Origin of the sequence: Halomonas sp. SL1, from assembly GCF_003030865.2 — a bacterium.
GTDB lineage: Bacteria > Pseudomonadota > Gammaproteobacteria > Pseudomonadales > Halomonadaceae > Halomonas > Halomonas halophila.
On record NZ_PYUQ02000018.1, the window covers coordinates 91485 to 115042 of the forward strand.

General features: G+C 63.6%; 20 protein-coding genes. 13 read left to right on the forward strand and 7 right to left on the reverse strand.

The window, feature by feature from the left end; all coding sequences use genetic code 11:
- The first annotated feature begins 4 nt into the window (after window positions 1-4).
- From C9J49_RS12485 to C9J49_RS12505, 5 genes are all read left to right on the forward strand, one after another.
- Window positions 5-1240 carry a bifunctional aminoglycoside phosphotransferase/ATP-binding protein gene (locus C9J49_RS12485; RefSeq protein WP_107181733.1) on the forward strand — a complete coding sequence of 412 codons (1236 nt, stop codon included), beginning with the start codon at window positions 5-7 and terminating at the stop codon, window positions 1238-1240.
- A gap of 564 nt (window positions 1241-1804) precedes the next feature.
- Window positions 1805-2938, forward strand: a complete 1134-nt coding sequence (locus C9J49_RS17415; RefSeq protein ID WP_181454298.1) for a hypothetical protein — start codon at window positions 1805-1807, stop codon at window positions 2936-2938.
- Window positions 2939-3040: 102 nt separating this feature from the next.
- The gene (locus C9J49_RS12495) at window positions 3041-3427 is read left to right on the forward strand and encodes a hypothetical protein (protein ID WP_146613000.1); all 387 of its coding nucleotides are present in this window, start codon (window positions 3041-3043) and stop codon (window positions 3425-3427) included.
- 52 nt (window positions 3428-3479) lie between these two features.
- Entirely contained in the window at window positions 3480-4193 is a 714-nt protein-coding gene (locus tag C9J49_RS12500; protein WP_107181730.1) for a C39 family peptidase, read from the forward strand.
- Between the two features lie 23 nt (window positions 4194-4216).
- Window positions 4217-4879, forward strand: coding sequence for a hypothetical protein (locus C9J49_RS12505; RefSeq protein ID WP_146613001.1), 663 nt, complete (start codon window positions 4217-4219; stop codon window positions 4877-4879).
- Window positions 4880-5103: 224 nt separating this feature from the next.
- Here C9J49_RS12505 and C9J49_RS12510 read toward each other — a convergent pair whose 3' ends face one another.
- The 3 genes from C9J49_RS12510 to C9J49_RS12520 all read right to left on the reverse strand — a co-directional run bounded on the left by C9J49_RS12510 (window position 5104) and on the right by C9J49_RS12520 (window position 8630).
- Window positions 5104-6180 (reverse strand): transporter, encoded by a 1077-nt coding sequence (locus C9J49_RS12510; protein ID WP_107181729.1) that lies wholly within the window; start codon window positions 6178-6180, stop codon window positions 5104-5106.
- A gap of 218 nt (window positions 6181-6398) precedes the next feature.
- A complete protein-coding gene (locus C9J49_RS12515) occupies window positions 6399-7829 on the reverse strand; it encodes a sigma-54 dependent transcriptional regulator (RefSeq protein WP_107181728.1) in 1431 nt (476 codons plus the stop codon).
- A 126-nt stretch (window positions 7830-7955) separates the two neighbouring features.
- Window positions 7956-8630 carry a LuxR C-terminal-related transcriptional regulator gene (locus tag C9J49_RS12520; protein WP_107181727.1) on the reverse strand — a complete coding sequence of 225 codons (675 nt, stop codon included), beginning with the start codon at window positions 8628-8630 and terminating at the stop codon, window positions 7956-7958.
- A gap of 374 nt (window positions 8631-9004) precedes the next feature.
- On the opposite strand from C9J49_RS12520, the gene C9J49_RS12525 reads away from it, so the two are divergent.
- The 4 genes from C9J49_RS12525 (at window position 9005) to C9J49_RS12540 (ending at window position 12454) form a co-directional block, all read left to right on the forward strand.
- Complete coding sequence (locus tag C9J49_RS12525; protein WP_046078883.1) at window positions 9005-9613, forward strand: XTP/dITP diphosphatase; 609 nt, start codon at window positions 9005-9007, stop codon at window positions 9611-9613.
- Window positions 9610-10776: a radical SAM family heme chaperone HemW gene (hemW, locus tag C9J49_RS12530; protein WP_107181726.1), complete on the forward strand. Its 1167-nt coding sequence runs from the start codon at window positions 9610-9612 to the stop codon at window positions 10774-10776. The genes C9J49_RS12525 and hemW overlap by 4 nt, the downstream gene beginning before the upstream one ends.
- Window positions 10777-10862: 86 nt before the next feature.
- On the forward strand, window positions 10863-11534 hold the full coding sequence (locus tag C9J49_RS12535; protein WP_107181725.1) for an OmpA family protein: 672 nt from the start codon (window positions 10863-10865) through the stop codon (window positions 11532-11534).
- Between the two features lie 74 nt (window positions 11535-11608).
- Complete coding sequence (locus tag C9J49_RS12540) at window positions 11609-12454, forward strand: 23S rRNA (adenine(2030)-N(6))-methyltransferase RlmJ (RefSeq protein WP_107181724.1); 846 nt, start codon at window positions 11609-11611, stop codon at window positions 12452-12454.
- A 150-nt stretch (window positions 12455-12604) separates the two neighbouring features.
- On the opposite strand, the gene mnmE is transcribed toward C9J49_RS12540, so the two are convergent.
- From mnmE to rpmH, 4 genes are all read right to left on the reverse strand, one after another.
- Window positions 12605-13975 carry a tRNA uridine-5-carboxymethylaminomethyl(34) synthesis GTPase MnmE gene (gene mnmE / locus C9J49_RS12545; RefSeq protein WP_107181723.1) on the reverse strand — a complete coding sequence of 457 codons (1371 nt, stop codon included), beginning with the start codon at window positions 13973-13975 and terminating at the stop codon, window positions 12605-12607.
- A gap of 111 nt (window positions 13976-14086) precedes the next feature.
- Window positions 14087-15772 (reverse strand): membrane protein insertase YidC, encoded by a 1686-nt coding sequence (gene yidC / locus C9J49_RS12550; RefSeq protein ID WP_107181722.1) that lies wholly within the window; start codon window positions 15770-15772, stop codon window positions 14087-14089.
- A 204-nt stretch (window positions 15773-15976) separates the two neighbouring features.
- Window positions 15977-16372: a ribonuclease P protein component gene (gene rnpA, locus C9J49_RS12555; protein WP_107181721.1), complete on the reverse strand. Its 396-nt coding sequence runs from the start codon at window positions 16370-16372 to the stop codon at window positions 15977-15979.
- A gap of 13 nt (window positions 16373-16385) precedes the next feature.
- Window positions 16386-16520 (reverse strand): 50S ribosomal protein L34, encoded by a 135-nt coding sequence (rpmH, locus tag C9J49_RS12560; RefSeq protein WP_008959105.1) that lies wholly within the window; start codon window positions 16518-16520, stop codon window positions 16386-16388.
- A gap of 516 nt (window positions 16521-17036) precedes the next feature.
- On the opposite strand from rpmH, the gene dnaA reads away from it, so the two are divergent.
- The 4 genes from dnaA to gyrB all read left to right on the forward strand — a co-directional run bounded on the left by dnaA (window position 17037) and on the right by gyrB (window position 23223).
- On the forward strand, window positions 17037-18503 hold the full coding sequence (gene dnaA / locus C9J49_RS12565) for a chromosomal replication initiator protein DnaA (RefSeq protein WP_046078887.1): 1467 nt from the start codon (window positions 17037-17039) through the stop codon (window positions 18501-18503).
- 64 nt (window positions 18504-18567) lie between these two features.
- Window positions 18568-19671, forward strand: coding sequence for a DNA polymerase III subunit beta (gene dnaN, locus C9J49_RS12570; protein WP_035594570.1), 1104 nt, complete (start codon window positions 18568-18570; stop codon window positions 19669-19671).
- A 4-nt stretch (window positions 19672-19675) separates the two neighbouring features.
- The gene (gene recF, locus C9J49_RS12575; RefSeq protein WP_111382310.1) at window positions 19676-20791 is read left to right on the forward strand and encodes a DNA replication/repair protein RecF; all 1116 of its coding nucleotides are present in this window, start codon (window positions 19676-19678) and stop codon (window positions 20789-20791) included.
- Window positions 20792-20802: 11 nt separating this feature from the next.
- Window positions 20803-23223: a DNA topoisomerase (ATP-hydrolyzing) subunit B gene (gene gyrB, locus C9J49_RS12580; protein ID WP_111382311.1), complete on the forward strand. Its 2421-nt coding sequence runs from the start codon at window positions 20803-20805 to the stop codon at window positions 23221-23223.
- Window positions 23224-23558: the final 335 nt, after the last annotated feature.

The window sequence follows — 23558 nt, forward strand, 5'->3', positions numbered from 1 at the left end:
AACGATGAACCAGCGACACGCCCCCGGAAGTCCGACCCGAGATGTCACCCTGGAGACGCTGGTCGAGCGCCTGAGCGCCTGGCATGCCGATCACGCCACCGACGAGGCCACGCCCCTGCATGAGGCCGTTCAGCGGCGCGTGGCCGCCGAGACGCAGGCCCTGACGGCGCTGATCGTCGCCGACGAAGACCGCCAGCGACTGCAGGCCCTGAGTCGCTGGCTGGAGGAGAACCTGTCCCGCCTGGCGCCCGTCTTCAAGACGCGCGAGGCCCGGCGGCTGCCGCGCAGCTGGGCCTGCGAGCACCCTGACAGCCGGCTGCTGGACGAGGGGCGCGTGGTGATGGTCAATGCCATCGATCGCGACCTTCAGGGCCACGGCGCCGAGGTCGTCCAGGATCCGGCCGCGGACCTGGCCTCGCTGCTGGTGGGGCTCGAGGTGCGTGACGAGTCGCGGCTGGCACGGCTGGCGCTGGACGGGTACCTGCGGCTCAGCGGCGACTACCAGGCCGCCCGGCTGCTGTCGGTGTTCCGGGTGCTCGAGTGCCTGGCCGGCGCGCGTCGCGCCCTGCGTCGGTTGGAGGCGGCCGAGGGCGACGACGAGCGCCCTGCCCTGCTGGCGGAGACCATGGGCGCCTGCCGCCGCTATCTGGAGCTGGCGGAACGGCACGCGGAGTTCCGCTTTCCGCCGCTGGTCATCGGCGTCGGGGTGTCGGGCAGTGGCAAGAGTCGCTTCACCCGCAACCTGGTGACTCGCCTGGGCGCGGTGCGGGTGGCATCCCATGCTGAGCGGCGTCGCCTGCATGGACTTTCTCCACAGGCGGTGGAGGGCGAAGCGTCTGTGGATATCTTCGATGCCTCGACCACCGAGCGTACCTATCAGCGGCTGGCGCAGTGTGCCGGCCACCTGCTGGATGCCGGCCTGCCGGCCTGCATCGACGCGACCTGCCTGACCCAGGCGCAGCGCGACTGGCTGCGGCATCAGGCCGAGAGCCGGGGGCTGCCGGTGCTGCTGGTCAGCTTCGAGGCGGATCAGGCGACCCTGACGCGGCGCATCACCAAGCGAGCCGGGCGCCATGGCGTGACCGCGGAGGAAGGTCTCGCGGTGCTGTCGCATCAGCAGGCGGCCTTCGAACCCTTCTCCGACGAGGAACGCTTCCACCTCGTGCGGCTGGACACGACGGCGGACAACGCCGGCGAAACGCTGGCCGGGCTGATCCAGGAGCATATGCACTGGAGCTGAAGTGCCTGCCGAGACCGGCTACCAGGGCCGGTCTCTCCATGCTTTCTTCCCCATCTTCTCCCTTACTTCTCCTTCTCACGCGTTCCCGAGTGTTACGTCGGCTTGGCATACCGCCCTGCGGTTCGGTGTTAGCTGATACGACATAATATATTGAAAATCAGGGATAAATATTGAGGCGTGACGACAGTGTCAAGACTGAAACAGGTTTGTACCTAATATGTTTCAATATGTTAAATAGCTGTTTTTAAATATTTTATCCTCGCATGGCCACTCCAGGCACGGAGTCACTGTTTCATCAGCCTGACACTCCGCTCGGCAATATCCCGCCATTGCCTTGCCTGCCCCTCCCCATACCCGACGCCTTCCGATTTCTTCGTCCGCACTATCAGAAGGTTACTGAAAGTTGGCACGTCCCGTGCTCTAGGTTTCATGCCTGCGAGTGGGATCTTCAAGGGTTCATGAGGGACCTCCGGCTCAGCAGGCCGTGACACCGACGCCGGCAGCGATCCGAGGATCGTCCGGCAAGACGCAAGGGATTCTGTCGAATCGAACGGGAGTGTGATCATGAGTACCAAAGCATATGCAATCGCGGGAACTTCCCTGCTGGCGCTGGTCATGGCGATTTCCACTGCCCAGGCCAACCCGACCGCCAATGGCGATAATGCGTTCCAGTTGGTGGATTCCGATGCGCAGGCAACTGGCGGCGCCGGGGGCAGCAGTAGTGGCGGCTCCGGCAACGGGTTTGGTGCAGCCAATTCCGAAGCCAATGGCACCGGTACCGGTACCGGCATCCTCGGCTTTGGCGAAGGCAAGGGGAAAGGCGGTAGCGCGGCTGCTACCGGGCTTGGCTATGGTTACGGCGGTGCCGGCGGGCCGGCCGGTGACGGCGGCGATGCCTGGGCCATGAGCGAGTCCTACAACACCGCCATCAGTGTGATCTCCGAGCAGAACATGACGTCCGTCGTGAATGGGTCTTCCATCAACGTCCATGGTGCCCATGGTGCCCAAGGTGGCCAGGGTGGCCAAGGCGGTGCGAACGTGGCTATCAGCGCCGGCGTTGGCCTCGGCGGCAATGGCGGCAATGGCAATGGCGCCCGTGGCGGCGATGCCGGAGCGGGTAGCCTGGGTGCAGGCCAAGGCGGCGCTGGCACCGGTACAGGTGTCGGAGTCGGTGCAGGCCTAGGCGGCAACTCCGGAGCAGTGGCCGGATCCTCCGCAGGCAATAGCGATGGCAGTGCCGCTGGCACTGGGATCGGTGCCCTGGTCGGCCTCGGGCTGGGACTCGCCGACGATTCCGGCGATCAGAAGGCCGGGGCCGGTCCCACCAACGCCAAATCCGGCGCTGGGGACGGCAGTGGCACCGGGCTTGGTGCCGGTTCAGGCACCGGTGGTGACGGTAGCGGCAGTGGCTGGGCCGGGGCAGTGGCCGGTCATGGCGGCAGCGGCTACGGCGGCGGCGGCGGTGGCGGCAAAGGCGTCGGCGGCGATGCCTATGCCGCAGGCGCCAATGGCGGTGCCGGGGGCAACGGTGGCAACGGCGGCGCAGCCGTCCTGCGCACCGGCGCATCCAGCATCTCCGTGGCGGCCGGCGGCGTCTACGGTGGTGTGTCCAACATGAACAGCTCCAGCGGGTTCTACAACTCGCAGCTGTCTGGTACCAGCATCTCCGCCCACAGCGGCGTGAGCATCGGCAACTGATGGCTCGGGCCTCGCGAGAGGCCCGTTTGCCCAATCGGGAACTGGCGGACGAGGTTCCGCCAGTTCCTTCACTGTCCGTTTATAGTCAGTGGAGGCAGAGCGATGAAAGGTTCAGTGCAGTGGCTCGCCGCGGGTGCCATCATATTGTCTGCCGGCATGGCGTCGAGCCTGCAGGCCGACGATGCCCGAATGACCGACGGCTTCGGGTCGATGCAGGAAGTCTCGGCGGATGTTCTGGAGCAGGCACGGGGTCGAGACGTCAACGTGCATCTCGACCAGGTAACGGTTCAGAGCATTCAGGACATGCAAGCCATCAGCGCCGGATCGAGCTTCAAGGTGGTCAACGGCGACATGGTGACAGGCAATATCACCTTCGAAGGCGGTTCGATGGGCCATTACAGCGGTACCGGCATCTTCAACAACGTGACCGGGAATGCCAATGCGATCAACAACGCCATCGGTATCAGTGTCTATATCGCCAACCCATGAACGACACCCCAAACGGTGGTAATAGTGCCGTTCGGTGTCAGGGGGCTCGATCATGCGTAAGCAGCTGAAAGGCGCTGCCCTGTTCGTCGTTATGATGCTGTCGGCGTCCGAGTCGTTAATTCCGCCTGCCGAGGCGGGAACGGTGAGAATTTCCAATCCCTTCGGCCACTTCGAGGTCGAAGCCAAGAGTCTGGCGGAGCTCAGCTGGGAAGGTGTCGTGCGCCAGCAGTATGACTACAGCTGTGGATCCGCGGCCGTTGCCACCCTGATGACCTACCACTATGACCGCCCCACCACCGAGGGCGAGGTCTTCGAGGCCATGATCCGTCGTGGGGATCGTGAGCAGATCGAGACCTACGGCTTCTCCATGCTGGACATGAAGCGCTTCCTGGATGACAGGGGGCTCAATGCCGATGGCTTCGAGATCGCATTGGATGACTTTATCCGCATCGGCGTTCCGGCCATTACGCTGGTCAATACCGGGGGGTACAAGCACTTCGTGGTCGTCAAGGGAATGGATGCCGACAACGTGCTGGTGGGCGATCCGGCAGCCGGAACGGTCGTGGTGCCCAAGGATATCTTCGAGACGTTATGGAGCAACAAGGTGCTCGGTGTACGCAACGAAATCGAGGTGGCACGAGCGAACTTCAACAGTGAACGGGACTGGCGCGTGCGGCCCCCCTCGCCGATCGAGTCAGGGGTTCAGCGCACCAGCGTGGGATCGTATCTGCTGACACTGCCGGGCGCCAACGAGCTGGGTAGGTGATGATCTCGCAGGAGTGACCAACCATGAGCATGCAGCATGCAGGAAATGTGATGGGGGGAAGCCGGTGGAGAGGCTGCCGGCGGGGCATCAGCCTCCTGGTAGCGTCGGTTTCTTTGGCGATGGCGTCGGCATCCCCGGCCGCGACATCACCGTCCGGCATCCTGTCGGCGGGAACGCACGATATTTACTACCGAGGGGAAGTATTGCCTGAGGAAGGCATGGCAGAGCTTCGTGGCGGCTTTCGGCTGGCGGGGATGGAACTGAACTTCGGCGCCAAGCTGACCACGGCCATCAATGAACGGGTTCGTTACATCACTCAAGTGGCCTTCGACAATGCCGGCGCCAGGGTGCTGTCCAGTACGCTGGAGCAGTCGGGCACCGATACCGTGACCCAGGTGGGTGGGCCCGGTGGCGTCGATGCGGCGAGTATCGGCGGCAAGATCGACCTCACCGGGCTTTCCGACTTTTCCGGTGTCCTGATGAGCGATGGCAAGGGGGGGATGACGGCAGCGCTGCACAATATCACGCGCGATGCGATCGTCAGCAGCCTGTCGACCACGGCCAGCGGGCAAAGCATCAGTAACGATATCGACGTCAGCGTGCAGGTCATGAATATCGGCGAGATGCGCTCTTCCCGCCAGCGAGGTGCGATTCTCAACTCGCTGCAGGGGATTCTTCCCCGCTGATTGATAGAGCGATACACAAACAAGGCTGCCCGTTCGGGCAGCCTTTTCTCGTTAGGCAATGTCTGAAAACTGTCTGCGCTCGGCTATACGGCGTTAAAAATCAGCTCGGGCGCGAGTCCGATCAAAATGCTTATTTACAGCTCGTAAACTCCGCTTTTTCACTGATTTTTGCCTTGTCTATCCTTCGCTCGTCGACTTTTCGGATAAAGCCTAGTCATCGTTTGTCAGAAGACATTCAGCCCGAAGGGAGTCCGCAGGGTGAGGGTGGTATCCGGGGCGTCTTCCGTCACGCCGAATTCCAGCCCCAGGTTGAACACCGAATCGTCGGACATTTGGTAGGACCAGCCGAGCAGCATGGAGCCCACGTTCAGCGAGCGGCCGCTTTGGGTGACGGTACTGCCGGTATCCGGATTGACGAAGGTGGTATCGGTCTCCTGGATGAAATCGTTCTTGTAGCCCAGCGTGAAGGAGGACCGAGGATTGATCGAGTACGACATGCCGAGGCTCATGCGTACGGCATCCCCCGGATCGACCTCCTTGACTCTGACCCCACCGATCGTTTCGTTGACATCGTCCTCGAGGTTGAACAGGTAGCCCAGGTTGGCGAAGTAGACCGCCGGTGCGGACGGAAGCAGCACGGTCAGGCTGGGCTCAATCGAGTGGAAGCCAGAACCGGTGGCCAGTTCCCGCTCAATGCCATTGCTGTCGCGATCGACGTCGAAGGGGCCCGTGCCGGTGGTCGACTTGTAGCGCAGGTTACCCACGTAGAAGGGGCCGCCATCGCGGCCGCTGTTGATCTGATAGTGGGCGGCCAGCTCGATATCCCCCAGTCCATCCCCGGACTGGCTTCTATCGAGATCGAAGGGTTCGTTGGCCTCGTTGACGCTGAAGCTTGCCGTATCGTCCCTGTACAAATAGGGCACGCGCAGTTCCAGTTCGAGTCGGTCGGTTACCCCGAGCCGGCCGGTGACGGAGGTGGTGAAGGTATCGCGATCGATATCCTCGGCGGCCAGCACGCCGATCTGAAGCGTGCTGAGTATCTCGACGCCGCGGAAGGTCAGCCGATTGACGCTGGCGTGGGAGTACTGGAACTCGGGCTCGATGACGAGACGCCCCTTGGGCGTCAATACGCCACCGATATCGGGAATGGCCTGAATCTCCGGAGCCTCTTCCGCGGGGGGCGGTCGCTGCCCCACGGGATCGATGGCACCGTCACTGCCCGTCTGGGCCCAGGCATGTCCGACCATGGCGAGTGGTGCCAGACCACAGGCCAGCGTGAAACCTCTTTGGATCAGTTTCATGGCGTTGTCCCTTTTGTCCCTTGTTTCAAGGCCTTGCGCTATCGCGCCCCATGGCTTTCACGCCATCGGGCCTTTTTGAGTGATACTCGTGGAGAGCATAGACCAACCTGTCCTGGTGCTGGGTGGAATCGTGGAGACTCCGGCTAACGTTATTGCATCCTTGGACTCCAGCCGGCGAACGAAAGCGATCAATATGTCTGGCATTGAAGATAGAGGATTTATTTAACTCTCTTGAAATTCAATACGTTAGGTTCTTTCGAACCTGTTTGTTCGTCGTGAGTCGCAATGTCATCCCCCTGGCCTTCACGATGTATCTTGTGCTTTTCCATCAGACGATAGAGCGTGACTCGGGAAACCCCCAGTTCTCGTGCGGCGTGAAGAATATTGAAGGAATGGCGTGTCAGAGATGCCATGACGACACCGCGTTCTGCCAGGTCTCTCGCCTCCTCCAGGCTTGACGCGTAACGAGAGTCCAGCACTCGACGCTCCAGCCCAAGATCGCTGGGGCGAATCAGTGGATGCTCGCTCATGACCATCGCCCTTCTTACGCGATTGATCAGTTCTCTAATGTTGCCCGGCCACTCATAAAGCTGCATGACGGACAGGCTGTCCTTGCTGAACCCGTTGACGATGGAAGATTTTTCCATGGAGAACTTGTTGAAGAAGTAATGGGCCAGGGTGGCGATGTCATCGCCTCTCTCGCGCAGAGCAGGTACTCGAATCTGAAGGACATTGAGGCGGTGAAAGAGATCTTCCCTGAATTTTCCTTCGCTTACTGCCTTTTCGAGGTCCACGTGTGTTGCGGCCAGAACACGAACATCGACCTCGATTTCCTTGAGTCCCCCTACCCTCTGGATCGTATGGTTTTCCAGAAACCGTAGCAGGTTGACCTGCATGTCCAGGGGGAGGTCGCCGATTTCATCCAGGAAAAGCGTGCCACCATCCGTGTTCTCGATGATGCCAATCTTTCTCTGTGAAGCACCGGTAAAGGAACCCTTCTCGTGACCGAACAGTTCCGACTGGATGAGATTGCTCGGCAAGGCGCCGCAGTTGATGGCATTGAAGGGAGACTTCGAGCGAGCGGATGCCCGGTGAATGGCCTTGGCCGCCAGCTCCTTGCCCGTACCGGATTCTCCCTGGATCAGAACGGGGGCATCGACGGCCCCCACCTTTTGAATGGACCTGAATAGCGTCTTGATGACAGGGCTTTCACCGACCATCTGGCATTCATGTCTGCCCCTGTGGCCACCTTCCTCTAGAATACCTTTATCCAGATTGATGACCGACAAGAGGTTTTCAAGCGCATGATGGAGCCTCTCCGTATCGACCGGAAGACGATGATAACCAAAGAAGAGGCGGGCGATACCTTGATGGTGACGAAGGTTATCGAAGACTTCCTGGTGACCGATGGCTATCAGTCTTGTATCAAGCCTGTTGACAGCATTCTCGAATTGCTTGGCGTCATCGAGATCTTCTTGTGTCAGGACAACGATGCCGACATCATGGCCCGGGAGGTTTTCTGTGAAGGGAATGCTGTCCAGTCTTTCAATATGCGTAATATCCCAGCCACACTCTTTCAGCTCCCCGATGAGTTTTTCGCCACCTTCTAAAGGCTTATCAATGAAGAGTAGCTTGTTGTTGGATTTCATCGCACATCCCTGATGTTCTATAGAACGATTGGTTGCGAATAAACGGAATTAACCGCTGTTCTGCACGGGCTGAAATCTAGCATTCGGCTCGAGAAAAATTCACATGAATTTTCTAGTCTCGATGACCTAGCCGTGATGAGATTTCTGGGGGACCGGGGGGGGAGCGCCGAGGTTATGTCGTGCCCAGTTGACAGCCTGGAGGCGGTTATGCACATCGATTTTCTTGAATATATTATAAAGATGTGACTTTACGGTATGTTCGCTGACAAAGAGGCGATCGGCGATTTCCATGTTGGAAGCACCGGATCCCAGCAGGCCGATGATCTCGAGTTCGCGTTGTGTCAGGCCACAGGCCGGTCGATAGGCGTTGATCTGGTGGCGCCGGTAGAACTCCAGCATTCGGCCCATCAGGGAGCGCGACATCCATAGCTGCCCTTCCTGCAGGGTGCGCAGTCCTTTACAGATGAGTGGCAGGCTGTCGTCACGGTAGAAGATTCCCCTGACATGCATGCAGGACAATATCTCGACGGCATGGTCCTCATCCCTGAGATTGAAGCTTGCCAGGGAGGCCTCAGGCCGCTCTGCGACATGGGATTGCCAGGCCTGCATCGCGGCGTCGTCCATATGGTCGGCATCGAGCAGGATGAGGATTCCCTCATTGTCCGCTTTGAGCTTCCGTGTATTGGAAGGCGACAGGATGGCAACCTGGCAGTCGAGCTGTTGGCGCAGGTAGTCAGCGAACAGCTGAGACTGGGGCGTGTTTTCGGTGACCAGCTGTATTAGGCGATTATTGTTTTCCATAGCCTGACCTCAATGAAATATCTGACATGCTCGCCCCTTATTCCTTACGAGTAACGGGATCAGAGTAAGGTCTTATCCAGTCTCGTCTTCATTGTAATGGAATGTAACTAATAAATAGTTATTAAAATTTTCTTTTTTATTACCAGTGAGATATTTCCCCTCTATCAATGGGTTGGAGGCTTTTTGTTTTTCGAGGCCACGTTGTTCGCCATTTAGTATGAGAAAAATCAGTCTAAAGGATTGACGCTCGCTGGGTTCGCCTATGTTGTTGACTCACGTTCAGGGCGTAGATCGCCTGCGGCCTTCCTGTTTCATTCGCCTCAGGGGGCGCTTAGAATGCCGCCGCAACGATAGTGACCAATCGAGATGATGAAATGACGACAACTGTTGTGCTGGCCAGCGGCAATGTCGGCAAGCTGCGCGAATTCGGCCAGCTGCTCGCGCCCCTGGGCATGGACGTTCGTCCTCAGTCGGACTTCGACGTGACGGAGGTCGAGGAGACCGGGCTGACCTTCGTCGAGAACGCCCTGCTCAAGGCCCGGGAAGCCAGCCGTGTCAGCGGCCTGCCGGCGATGGCGGACGACTCGGGGCTGGCGGTGGATGCCCTGCAGGGGCGCCCCGGCATCTATTCCGCGCGCTTCTCCGGCGAGCCCAAGGATGACGCCCGCAACAACGCCTACCTGCTCGAATCCCTGTCGGACGTGCCGACGGTTCAGCGCACGGCCCGCTACTGGTGCGTGCTGGTGCTGCTCCGTCACGCGGAGGACCCGGTGCCGCTGATCGTACAGCAGAGCTGGGACGGCGAGATTCTCACCGAGGCTCGCGGCGAAGGTGGCTTCGGCTACGATCCGCTGTTCTGGGTGCCGGAATGCGGCAAGACCGCCGCCGAACTCTCATCCGACGAGAAGAACCGTCTGAGCCATCGGGGGCGCGCCCTGCAGGCCCTGGTGGCGCAGCTCGACGGCGAGTCATTCTCCTCATGAGCCATTCACTGCCGCCCCTGGCGCTCTATATCCACGTGCCCTGGTGCGTGCGCAAGTGCCCCTACTGCGATTTCAACTCCCACGGTGTCGGGGCCAGAGCCAGCCTGCCCGAGGAGGCCTATCTGGCGGCGCTGATCGCCGACCTGGACGCCGATCTTCCGCTGGCGGCGGGGCGGGTGCTGGTCAGCATCTTCATCGGCGGCGGCACGCCGAGCCTGATGTCGGCCGACTTCTACCGCCGTCTGCTCGAGGCGGTTTCATCTCGCCTGCCCTTCGCCGACGATATCGAGATCACCCTGGAGGCCAATCCGGGGACCGTGGAGCGGGGCCGCTTCGCCGGCTATCGCGCCGCGGGCATCAACCGGCTTTCGATCGGCGTGCAGAGCTTTCAGGACGCGCAGCTGTCCGCGCTGGGCCGCATCCACAGCGGTGAAGAGGCCCGACTGGCCGTTGCCGAGGCCCGCGAGGCCGGGTTCGATAACCTCAACCTGGACCTGATGCATGGCCTGCCGGGCCAGACGCCGGCGCTGGCCCTCGACGACCTGGAACAGGCACTGGCGCTCGCGCCCGAGCACCTGTCCTGGTACCAGCTCACCCTCGAGCCCAACACCGAGTTTCACTCGCGCCCGCCCGAGCTGCCCGAGGAGGAGGCCCTCTGGGACATCCAGGAGCTCGGGCACGAGCGCCTGGAAGCCGCCGGCTTCGCGCGCTACGAGATTTCCGCCTATGCCCAGCCAGGCCGCCCGGCGCGCCACAATCTCAACTACTGGCGATTCGGCGACTATCTGGGCATCGGGGCCGGCGCCCATGGCAAGCTGAGCGCTCACGACGATGACGGCTTTCATGTCGAGCGTCGCTGGAAGACCCGCCAGCCCGAGGCCTACCTGCGACGGCATGATGACCCGCGCGGCTTCGTGGCCGGTCGCGAGCCGATTTCGCCCGACGAGCTGCCGCTCGAGTTCGCCATGAACGCGCTGCGTCTCGTCGAGGGCGTGCCGCTGTCGACCTGGTCGGCCCATACCGGCCGGCCGGTGGGTCGGCTGCAGGCAAATCTCGAAGTGGCGAGGAAAAAAGGACTTCTGGTGGAAGATGGCGAAAGGCTTCAAGCCTCCCCCCAGGGTCTATTATTCTTGAACGAGCTGCTGGCCCTGATCGACGCCTGAAAGAAGGCCCTGGTGAATACCTTGGTAACCTGGGAAAGAGAGGGGCCGGCCGGAATGCCATTCGTCAACACGGAGTCGACGACGCTATGACCAAGACCGTTCGCATGATCGCGCCGCTCGCGGCCGCCGCCCTGCTGGTGGGCTGCACCACGACCAACCCGAACACCGGTGAGACCCAGCGCAGCCAGACCGGCACCGGCGCCACCATCGGCGCGGTGGTCGGTGCCGCCGCCGGTGCGCTCAGCGGCGACGGCAGCACCAGTCGTCGCGACCGCGCGCTGATCGGCGCCGCCGTGGGGGCCGCCGCCGGTGGCGGCATCGGCGCCTACATGGACAAGCAGGAAGAGCAACTGCGCCAGAGCATGGAAGGCACCGGCATCGGTGTCGAACGTCAGGGCAACGACATCATTCTCAACATGCCCAGCAGCGTGACCTTCGGCTTCGATTCCAGCGAGCTGACCATGCAGGCGCGCAACGCGCTGAACGATGTCTCCTCGGTGCTGACCCAGTACCCCGAGACACGCGTCAACATCGCCGGCCACACCGACAGTACCGGAGACGCCAGCTACAACCAGCGTCTCTCCGAGCGTCGTGCCCAGGCGGTCGGCAGCTACCTCTCGCAAAGCGGTGTGGCTTCCAACCGTCTCTACATGAACGGCTACGGCGAGAACCAGCCGGTGGCCAGCAACGAGACCGAAGCCGGCCGTGCTCAGAACCGTCGCGTGGAGATCACTCTGACGCCCATGACCCAGGGCTGATCGGGTTCCCACGCTTGCCGGGCCCGCCCCTGTCAGGGGCGGGCCCTTTTCTTTCCCATGACACGACCACCGCCATGCTTTCCTATCAGCACGCCTACCATGCGGGCAACTTCGCCGACGTTCACAAGCATCTGACGCTTTACGCCGTCGTCGATCACTTGTTACGTAAAAAATCATCTATTACGTATATCGATACTCACGCCGGTCGCGGGCTCTATCCGCTGGCCGCCGCCGAGACGGCACGGCTGCAGGAATACCAGCAGGGCGTGGCCAGGCCGTGGGCGAAAAGGACGGGGCTGTCGAAGGCCTCCTCGCTGCTGGGCGACTGGCTGGCGGCGGTGGGCGAGGTCCAGCAGGGCGGCGGGCTTGACCACTATCCCGGTTCGCCCTGGTGGCTGTCGCATCGCCTGCGCGAGCAGGACCGGCTGCGGCTGTTCGAGCTGCACCCCGGCGAGCACGGCCACCTGGCCGACCAGGCCTTGCCGGAGGCGGTGAAGCGCATCCAGGGCGATGGCCTGGCCGGGCTGCTGAAGGCGCTACCGGTGAAGACGCCGCGGCTGTGCGTGCTGATCGATCCCAGCTACGAGCGCAAGGCGGAATACGACGAGGTGGCCGACACCGTGCTGTCGGCCATGCGCAAGGCGCGCCACGCCGTGGTCATGATCTGGTATCCGATGCTGCCCGCCGGACGCCATCAGGCGCTGCTGGAAGGCCTTCGCGACGGCGGCCTGCGCAAGATCTGGTGCAGCGAACTGACGCTGGGCGACCCCGGTGAGGGCCATGGCATGTACGGCAGCGGCATCCTGGTCGTGAACCCGCCCTGGGGCCTCGATGAGCGCATCCATGAGGCCATGGCGGCACTGCTGCCGCTGTGGGGGCCCACCGCCCGCCATCGCGGTGACTGGTGGGTGGGCGAGTAGGAACGGGCTCAGGAAAGTCTCTACGGCCCGACGCAGAGGCACCTGCTGCCTTGCTCGCCGCCATTTATCGATACAGAAACTGCCGAAGATCGAACCCGGGGGCTGGTGGAGAGCCGGCGCAGCGCGCCGACTGCTGTGACCCGCTTGCCCCTATTTGCCGATACAGAAACTGCCGAAGATCTCACCCAGCAGATCGTCGGCACTGAACTCGCCGGTGATCTCGCCCAGCGCTTGCTGGGCGTCGCGCAGGTCCTCTGCAAGCAGTTCGCCGGCGCCGTAGCCGGCCAGCTGGGCCTCGCCGTTGCCGAGCGCCTGCTCGGCGCGATCCAGGGCGTCCAGATGGCGTCGCCGGGCCGAGAAGCGGCCCTCGGTGGTGGCCGAGAAGCCCATCACCGCCTTGAGATGCTCCTTGAGGTTATCCACACCCTCACCGGTCTTCGCCGACAGCCGCACTACCGGTGTGGCTGTGGACAAGTCGAGTCCCGGCGTTTCCTGGCTGGTATCGACCTTGTTGCGCACCAGCGTCAGCCGCGACGGATCGGCCAGGCGCTCGACGAATTCCGGCCAGATCGCCATGGGGTCGAGGGCATCCGTGGTGGCGGCATCGACCATCAGCAGCACCCGGTCGGCCTTCTCGATTTCGCTCCAGGCCCGGGCCACGCCGATCTGCTCCACCGCGTCCGGCGTGTCGCGCAGGCCGGCGGTATCGATCACGTGCAGCGGCATGCCGTCCAGATGGATGTGCTCGCGCAGCACGTCCCGGGTGGTGCCCTCGATATCGGTGACGATGGCGGTCTCCTGCTCGGTGAGGGCATTGAGCAGGCTGGACTTTCCGGCATTGGGACGCCCGGCGATCACCACGCTCATGCCCTCGCGCATCAGCGCGCCCTGGGCCGCCGCCGCTCGCACCTCACCGAGTTCGCCGCGGATCTCGGCCAGCTTGGCGGCCACGTGGCCGTCGGCCAGGAAGTCGATCTCCTCCTCGGGGAAATCGATGGCCGCCTCGACGTACATGCGCAGTTCGATCAGGCGCTGCACCAGCCCCTCGACCCGCCGCGAGAACTCGCCCTGCAGCGAGCGCAGGGCGTTCTCGGCGGCGCCCCGGGAGCTGGCCTCGATCAGGTCGGCGATGGCCTCGGCCTGGGCCAGGTCGAGCTTGTCGTTGAGGAAGGCGCGCTCGGAGAACTCGCCGGGGCGGGCCAGGCGGGCGCCGAGCCGCACGCAGCGCTCCAGCAGCAGGTCCATGAGCACCGGGCCGCCGTGGCCCTGGAGCTCCAGCACGTCCTCGCCGGTGAAGGAGTTCGGGCCCTCGAAGAACAGCGCGATGCCCTCGTCGATCATGCCCTGGTCGCCCCTGAACGGCCCGTAGAGGGCGAAGCGCGGGGCAGGGCAGTGTCCCAGCAGGCTGCTGGCGATCGACCGGCAGGCAGGCCCTGAGACGCGAATGATGCCGACGCCGCCGCGCCCCGGGGGCGTGGCCAGGGCGGCGATGGTGTCCTGGGAATAGAGGCTTTCGGCCATCGGTGGCTCCTCGGTGAGACGTGGCTATTGTCCGGTGACGGCCCCGCAAACGCCAGACCCCCGCCGAAGCGGGGGTCTGGAGCGGGAGGGAAGACCTGTGACGGGGAACCGTTACTTGGTCTTCATGCCCTTGCCGACGTTGGGGTCGGCCTCGATCTTGCGCGTGATGAAGTACTGCTGGGCGATCGAGGTGATGTTGTTCACCACCCAGTAGATCACCAGGCCGGCCGGGAACCACAGGAAGAAGAAGGTGAAGACCACCGGCAACAGCTTCATGATCTTCGCCTGGGTCGGGTCCGGCGGCGTCGGGTTGAGCAGCTGCTGCACGAACATCGAGGCGCCCATCAGGATCGGCAGCACGAAGAACGGATCCTTCACCGACAGATCCTGGATCCAGAACATGAAGGGGGCGTGGCGCAGCTCCACAGACTCGAGCAGCATCCAGTACAGGGCGATGAACACCGGCATCTGTACCAGGATCGGCAGGCAGCCGCCCAGAGGATTGATCTTCTCCTTCTGGTAGAACTTCATCATCTCCTGGGACATCTTCTGGCGATCGTCGCCGTACTGCTCCTTGAGCCGCTGCATCTCCGGGCCGAGCTTGCGCATCCGTGCCATGGACTTGTAGGCCTTGGCGGAGAGCGGGAGCAGGGCGGCCTTGACCAGCAGGGTCAGGATGACGATCGACCAGCCCCAGTTGCCGATCACGTTCTGGATGTGATCCAGCAGCCAGAACAGCGGGTTGGCGATGAACCACAGCCAGCCGAAGTCGACGGTCAGTTCCAGGTGCGGGGCCACGGCCTCGAGGCGCTCCTGGATCTTGGGGCCCATGTAGAGGGTGGCGCCCAGGGTGGCGGAGCCGCCCGCGGCCACGTTCTCGGTCGCGCCGGCGAAGGCGGCCACGTTGCGGTTCTGGGAGTCGGTGGTGGCGTAGTAGAGGTTCTGCTGGTCCTGGGGCGGGGCCCAGGCGGAGGTGAAGTAGTGCTGGATCATGGCGACCCAGCCGCCTTCGACGTCGCGGTTCTCGAAGCTGCCTTTCTTGACCTCGTCGAAGTCGACCTTCAGGTACCTGTCGTCCGGCGTCGAGTAGGCGGCGCCCAGATAGGAACTCATGCCCATCTTGGGCCCGGTCGACGGGTCGGCGCTGTCGTCGCGGACCAGCTGACCGATGAAGCGCGCGGTGAGCGGCGTCTCGCTTTGGTTGTCCAGCAGGTAGTCGACTTTCACCGCGTAGCTGTCGCGATCGAAGGTGAAGCGCTTGATGACGTCCACGCCGTCGACGCTGGCGGAGAGATCCACCTGCAGTGCGTCTTCGCCCTCGGTGAGACGATATTCGGTCTGTTCGGAAGCGAAGGTCAGGCGGCCCTGGTGACCTTCCAGCTGCAGGCCGGAGCGGGCCACGTAGCTACGCGTCTGGTCGTTGGACAGCAGCACGAAGGGCTGTCCGGAATCGAGCGCGAACTGGTGCTGGGGCAGGGCGGCGTAGACGATGTCGCCGCCCTGCGGATCGATGCGCACGTCCAGCACGTCGGTGGAGACGGCCACCAGGTCACGGCTGTTGCCGGACGGTGCCTGACCGGGAATGTTGCCGGCCATGTCGTCGGGTGCCGTGTTCCGGGTCGGTACCGAGAGGTCGTCACCGCCGGCGTCCGGGGAAGAGGACGTCGGATTCTCGCTGGTGATGGTCGGGGCCTGGGGGGCGGTGGCCACCTGACCGTAATCCTGATTCCACTGCACGACGATCAGGTAGGCGAGGACCGCCAGGGGAATCAGCAGTAGTAGTCGTTTTACATCCATGAGGGGTCTGCTCGATGGGTGGTGAACAATCCGGTGGCGCGATGCCGCTCGCCGGCCCGACATACGCGAAAGCCTGCCGGGGGCAGGCTAGCGTTGGCTCGCCGAGCGTCCCTTGGGAACGCGACGAGGTCAAGCGGGATGGCGTCTGGCGTGATCACGCGCATGCAGGCTCCGGGCGGTGCCAACAGCGACGGGCAGTCGGCGTCATCGACGCTCTGCCTCAGGTGCGTCGCTCGTGGCCGCCTTGTTCGCTTCGCGTTCCAGACGTTTCCACATGCCGTGCAGCTGACGGTGGACGGTGGCGTTGTCCAGATCCTGAACGCCGCGTCTGGCGAGCAGCACGATATCCACAGGGGGAAGTCGGTGTTGGCGAAGACGAATGGAGTCGCGCGCGATGCGCTTGAGGCGGTTGCGGTCGACGGCCCGACGCACGTTCTTCTTGCTGAAGATCAGTCCGAGGCGGGGATGCCCCAGATCATTGGGGGAGGCCAGGGCCATCAATCCCTTGCCATGGACCTTGAAGGCAGCGGTGTCGAAGACGCGTCGGTAGTCCCCGGCAGTCAGCAGGCGCAGCTGCCGGGGAAAGCCCTGACTGGACACGCGAGGTCCGCGATCAGGCGCTCAGGCGCTTGCGGCCCTTGGCGCGACGACGCGCCAGGACGGCACGACCGTTCTTGGTGGCCATGCGAGCACGGAAACCATGCGCGCGCTTGCGCTTGAGAACGCTAGGTTGAAATGTGCGTTTCATAACTCGTTATTCCCACGTGGTTTTTGGAACAAATCGGCGATTCAGAGGCGCCCGGGTTCCGGTGGGGAATCCGGGTAGATTCGGCTCAGGACCGGAAATTGTAGTGATATCGGGCCTCGGGCGCAATTTTTCCTTGCGACTTTTCGACGGGTCGTTCTCTCGCGGGCCTTGGTAGATCCATTACCATTACTAGTATGGGTTTTCTATTACGCCCTGTGATTATTGGTGGGGAAAAGATTTGTGGATAACCGATATATTCGCTTCCTCTTCAATAAGCTGTGGGTATCATAATCGTGTGGACACCCCGTTGGCGATCGGCGAGCAACCGGTGGATGAAGGGTGGATGGAATCTCGAGTCATCCACAGGGCCACTCACGTACTCAGATTCCTCGCAGGATCTTCCTACCTCCCCGGGCAGGTTTTCCACAGCGATGTCCGCAGGCGTCATCCATGTGGATAACCTGCGGGTGGCACGATACAATATCCGGTCGTTCTTCAACCGAATGGTGAGGTCGCGTGTCGCTCGCTCTCTGGCAACAATGTCTGGATACCCTGCAGGACGAACTGAGTTCCCAGCAGTTCAACACCTGGATTCGCCCATTGCAGGCGGAGGAAGGGGACGCCAACCAGCTGCGGCTGCTGGCCCCCAATCGCTTCGTGCGCGACTGGGTCAGTGACAAGTACGCCAAGCGGATCAGCGAACTCATGCGCGAACTGTCGCCGGCCAAGCCGCCCAAGGTGGTGGTGACCGTGGGCAGTCGTCGTGTGGCGTCGCCGGCCCCGCAGACCCGCGAACTGGGCGACCCGGTCTCCGCCGCGCCTCGCGCCCCGGCGGTGCAGACGCCACCGCGTGGCGACGTGGCCGACGAGAGCGAGATCGACCAGCTGCGCGACGAGGGTGCGGAGGCGCCCCGCCGGCCTGGCAGCGAGCGCCAGGTACAGGTGGAAGGCAGCCTCAAGCACAACAGCGGCCTCAACCCGAGCTTCACCTTCGAGACCTTCGTCGAGGGCAAGTCCAACCAGCTGGCCCGGGCCGCCTCTCGCCAGGTCTCGGAGAATCCCGGCGGCGCCTACAACCCGCTGTTCCTCTATGGCGGCGTCGGCCTCGGCAAGACCCACCTGATGCATGCCGTCGGCAATGCCCTGGCCGGTCGACGAGAGAACGCGCGGGTGGTCTATCTGCACTCCGAGCGCTTCGTCGCCGACATGGTCAAGGCGCTGCAGCTCAATGCGATCAACGACTTCAAGCGCTTCTATCGCAGCGTCGATGCGCTGCTGATCGATGACATCCAGTTCTTCGCCGGCAAGGAGCGCTCCCAGGAGGAGTTCTTCCACACCTTCAACGCCCTGCTAGAGGGCGGCCAGCAGATGATCCTGACCTCGGATCGCTATCCCAAGGAGATCAGCGGCGTCGAGGAGCGCCTCAAATCGCGCTTCGGCTGGGGTCTGACGGTGGCGATCGAGCCGCCGGAGCTCGAGACCCGGGTGGCGATCCTGATGAAGAAGGCCGACCAGGCCAAGGTCGATCTGCCCCATGACGCTGCCTTCTTCATCGCCCAGAAGATCCGCTCCAACGTTCGCGAGCTGGAGGGCGCCCTGAAGAAGGTCATCGCCGACTCCCACTTCATGGGGCGGCCGATCACCCAGGACTTCATCCGCGAATCGCTCAAGGACTTGCTGGCCCTGCAGGACAAGCAGGTCGGGGTCGACAACATCCAGCGCACCGTCGCCGAGTACTACAAGATCAAGCTCGCCGATCTGCTCTCCAAGCGGCGTTCACGCTCGGTGGCACGCCCCCGCCAGGTCGCCATGGCCCTGGCCAAGGAGCTGACCAACCACAGCCTGCCGGAGATCGGCGATGCCTTCGGCGGGCGCGACCACACCACCGTGCTGCATGCCTGCCGCAAGGTGCAGGCGCTTCAGGAAGAGAACGCGGACATCCGCGAGGACTACAAGAATCTGCTGCGTCTGCTGACCAGCTGATTGCCCGAATGCGAAGGGCCGGGCCCGGCCTCAATTCCTCCAGGACAAGAGAAGTGGAGTCGACATGAAATTTTCCATCTCCCGTGAAGCGCTGCTGCGCCCGCTGGCGCTGGTCGCCGGCGTGGTGGAGCGTCGCCAGACCCTGCCGGTGCTGTCGAACGTGCTGATCCAGGTCGAGCAGGACCAGGTCTCGCTGACCGGCACCGATCTCGAGGTCGAGCTGATCGGGCGGACCGTGGCCAGCCAGGTCGAACAGCCGGGCGGCATCACCGTGCCGGCGCGCAAGCTGATGGACATCTGCAAGTCGCTGCCGGACCAGTCCGAGATCCAGCTGTCGCTGGAAGAGGGGCGCGCGGTGCTGCGTAGCGGCCGCTCGCGCTTCACCCTCTCGACCCTGCCGGTGGCCGAATTCCCGAGTATCGAGGACGGCCAGAGCAGCGTCGAGCTGAGCCTGCCGCGCGGCACGCTCAAGCACCTCATCGACTCCACCTCCTTCGCCATGGCGCAGCAGGACGTGCGCTACTACCTCAACGGCATGCTGCTGGAGTTCGCCAGCAACCTGGTGCGTGCGGTGTCCACCGACGGCCACCGCCTGGCGGTCTGCTCGCGCCCGGCCGAGATTCAGGTCGAGCCGTCGCAGAAGCTGATCGTGCCGCGCAAGGGCATTCTCGAGCTGGTACGCCTGCTCGACGACAGCGACGAGCCGGTCAGCCTGACCCTCGGCGCCACCCATATCCGCGCCCACACCGGCGACTTCACCTTCACCTCCAAGCTGGTGGACGGCAAGTTCCCCGACTACGAGCGCGTCGTGCCGCGCAACGGCGACAAGGTGTTCATCGCCGAGCGTTCCGAGCTCCGTCAGGTGCTGTCGCGTACCGCCATCCTCTCCAACGAGAAGTATCGCGGCGTGCGCCTCAACCTGGAGGAGGGCAACCTGCGGGTCATGGCCAATAACCCCGAGCAGGAAGAGGCCGAGGAGAACGTGGCCATCGAATACTCCGGGCCGGCCATGGAGATCGGCTTCAACGTCGGCTATCTGGTGGACGTGCTCAACGTGCTCGACCAGGAGCGGGTGCAGATGACCCTGGCCGATCCCAACAGCAGTGCGCTGATGGAAGAGACGGGAGGCGGCGACGCCCTCTACGTCGTCATGCCCATGCGTCTCTGACGGGATGCCCCTCGATCGTCTCGCCTTCCAGGGCCTGCGCAACCTGCAGGCCCTGGAGCTCACCCCCGGGCCGGGGATCAATCTCTTCGCGGGCGCCAACGGCAGCGGCAAGACCAGCCTGCTCGAGGGCATCCACGTGCTGGGCATGGGGCGTTCGTTTCGCACGCGCCGCTTGCCCAATGCCATCGCCCACGATGCCGAGAGCCTGACCCTCCACGCCCGCCTGGCGGGCGATCCCCCGGTGCCGCTCGGCGTCCGCCGCCGGCGCGATGCCGAGGAACTCGAGCTGCGGCTGGGCGGCGAGCGCCTGGACCGCCTCTCGGGGCTGGTCGAGGTGCTGCCGCTGCAGCTGATCAATCCCGACGCCTTCCGCCTGCTCGAGGGCTCGCCGGCCGGTCGCCGCGAGTTTCTCGACTGGGGCGTGTTTCACGTGAAACACGATTTCCTCGACGCCTGGCGGCGCTATCGTCGCGCCCTCAAGCATCGGAATGCCCTGTTCAGGCATGGTAGAATGCACGATGCTTCACTGGATGCCTGGGAGCAGGAACTGGTGCTGTGGGGCGAGCGACTGGACACCCTGCGCCGTGACTGGATGGCCGACTTTCAGCCGGTGTTCAGCGAGACCCTGGCCGGGTTGATCGAGCTGCCGGGCTTGACCCTGCGCTATTCGCGGGGCTGGGACCGCAAGCGCTCCCTGGCCGAGGTGCTGCAGCAGGGGCGGGACACCGATCGCCAGATGGGATTCACGCAGCAGGGGCCGCAGCGGGCCGACCTGGGTATTCGCCTCGGCCGACGGCCGGCCGTGGAGGTGCTTTCACGGGGCCAGCAGAAACTGGTGGTGAGCGCCTTGAAGCTGGCCCAGGGGCGTCTGCTGGAGCAGGCCACGGGCCAGTCCTGCGTCTATCTGATCGACGATCTTCCCGCCGAGCTGGACGAAGCGCACCGCCGGGTCTTCTGCGCCTGGCTGGAGAAGATGCGCTGCCAGGCTTTCATCACCAGTGTCGACCCGGAGGCGCTGGCCGGCGCCTGGGATTCGCGGACGCCGGTGGCGATGTTTCACGTGAAACGCACCGAATCGGGGCAGGGGCAGCTGCTGCCAACGGACAGACAGACTTCATGACGGAGTAGTCAATGAGCGAACAGGCTTACGACTCATCGAGCATCAAGGTTCTCAAGGGCCTGGATGCGGTACGCAAGCGGCCCGGCATGTACATCGGCGACACCGACGATGGCACAGGCCTGCACCACATGGTGTTCGAGCTGGTGGACAACTCCATCGATGAGGCCCTGGCCGGCTATTGCAGCGAGATCCGGGTGATCATCCATCCGGACGAGTCGATCACGGTCAGCGACAACGGCCGCGGCATTCCGACCGACGTGCACGAGGAGGAGGGTGTGTCGGCGGCCGAGGTGATCATGACCGTGCTTCACGCCGGCGGCAAGTTCGACGACAACTCCTACAAGGTTTCCGGTGGCCTGCACGGCGTCGGGGTCTCGGTGGTCAACGCGCTCTCCGAAGAGCTCAAGCTGACCATCTGGCGCAACGAGCAGGTCCACGAGCAGGTCTACCGTCACGGCGTACCCGTGGCGCCGTTGTCGGTGGTCGGCAAGACCGAGCAGAGCGGCAGCCGGGTGCACTTCAAGCCCTCGCCCGAGACCTTCCACAACATCGAATTCCACTACGATGTGCTGGCCAAGCGGTTGCGCGAGCTGTCCTTCCTCAACTCCGGCGTCGCCATCCGGCTGATGGACGAGCGCTCCGGCAAGGAAGAGCTGTTCCACTACGAGGGCGGCCTCAAGGCGTTCGTCGACCACCTGAACACCAACAAGACGGTGCTCAACCCGGTCTTCCACTTCAACGTCGAGCGCGAGGACGGCGTCGGCGTCGAGATCGCCATGCAGTGGAACGACACCTTCGCCGAGAACATCTTCTGCTACACCAACAACATCCCCCAGCGGGATGGCGGCACCCACCTGGCCGGCTTCCGCGCCTCGCTGACGCGCACGCTGAACCACTACATCGAGGCCGAGGGCCTGCTCAAGAAGGCCAAGGTCAGCACCTCCGGCGACGACGCCCGGGAGGGTCTGACCGCGATCATCTCGGTCAAGGTGCCGGACCCGAAGTTCTCCTCCCAGACCAAGGACAAGCTGGTCTCGTCCGAGGTGAAGACCGCGGTGGAGCAGGAGATGGGCCGGCAGTTCGCCGAGTACCTGGTCGAGAAGCCGAACGAGGCCAAGTCCATCGTCAACAAGATGCTGGACGCGGCTCGCGCCCGCGAGGCGGCCCGAAAGGCCCGCGACATGACTCGCCGCAAGGGGGCGCTGGACATCGCCGGCCTGCCCGGCAAGCTGGCCGACTGCCAGGAGAAGGACCCGGGCCTCTCCGAGCTGTTCCTGGTCGAGGGCGACTCGGCCGGCGGCAGCGCCAAGCAGGGCCGCGACCGTCGTACCCAGGCGATCCTGCCGCTCAAGGGCAAGATTCTCAACGTCGAGAAGGCGCGCTTCGACAAGATGCTGTCCTCGGCCGAGGTCGGCACCCTGATCACCGCGCTCGGCTGCGGTATCGGGCGCGAGGAGTTCAATCCCGACAAGCTGCGCTACCATTCCATCATCATCATGACCGATGCGGACGTGGACGGCTCGCACATCCGGACCCTGCTGCTGACCTTCTTCTTCCGCCAGATGTCGCAGCTGATCGAGCGCGGTCACGTGTTCATCGCCCAGCCGCCGCTCTACAAGATCAAGCGCGGCAAGCAGGAGAGCTACCTCAAGGACGAACAGGCGCTCACCGACTACCTGACCACCACCGCCCTGGACGGCGCACGCCTGCACGTGAGTGCCGATGCCCCGGGGATCGGCGGCGAGCACCTGCAGTCGCTGGTGGATCAGTATCGTGACGTGATGCGTCGCATCGAGCGCCTGTCGCGGGTCTATCCGGACGTGGTACTGCGCAAGATCGTCCACGCCGCTCGCGTCGAGGGTGAAGAGAGCCTGCGCGATCGTGCCGCCATGCAGGGCTGGATCGACTACCTGCAGCGCGAGATGGATGCCCTGGTCGACTACGAGGGCGGCCCGCGCTATAGCTTCCGCCTGGAAGAGGACAGCGAGCGTGGCTTCTACCTGCCGGCGGTGACCCTGCTCGCCCACGGCGTCACCACCGACTTCGTGTGGGGCGTCGACTTCTTCACCAGCGCCGATTATCGCGCTATCGCCGGGCTCGGCGAGACGCTGGACGGTCTGGTCGAGGAGGGCGCCTTCGTGGCACGCGGCGAGCGTCAGCAGCCGATCGACAGCTTCTACGACGCCCTGGAGTGGCTGATGAACGAGGCCCAGCGTGGCCTGTCCATCCAGCGCTACAAGGGCCTGGGTGAGATGAACCCGGAGCAGCTGTGGGAGACCACCATGGATCCTGAGACACGCCGCCTGCTGCGCGTGTCCATCGAGGATGCCGTGGCCGCCGACATGATGTTCAACACCCTAATGGGCGACGAGGTCGAGCCTCGCCGTGACTTCATCGAGCGCAACGCCCTGGTGGCCAACCTGGACATCTGATCGGCCGGCGCGATGTTTCACGTGAAACATCGCGCCGATGCAGTGGCCCGTATCCCCGCCGCCAGCCACATGAAAAAGCCCGCCATCCTGGGATGGCGGGCTTTTTCTATTCAGGACCCGAGAATATCTCGATCTCTGAGGCAGGGCAGGCGAACGATGGCGTTGGAGAGCGTTCTTCGGATGCCACGGGGGGGGGGGGCGGGCTATCGGGACGGGTCCCCTACCCGCAGCAAGTCGACGAAGGCGGCCAGACCGTCGAATACCCGTGGCCGATCGTCACTGGTCCGCCCCGGGTGCCTGGCGGGGGTGCTCCCGCCCTTGCCGCGGCTCACCAG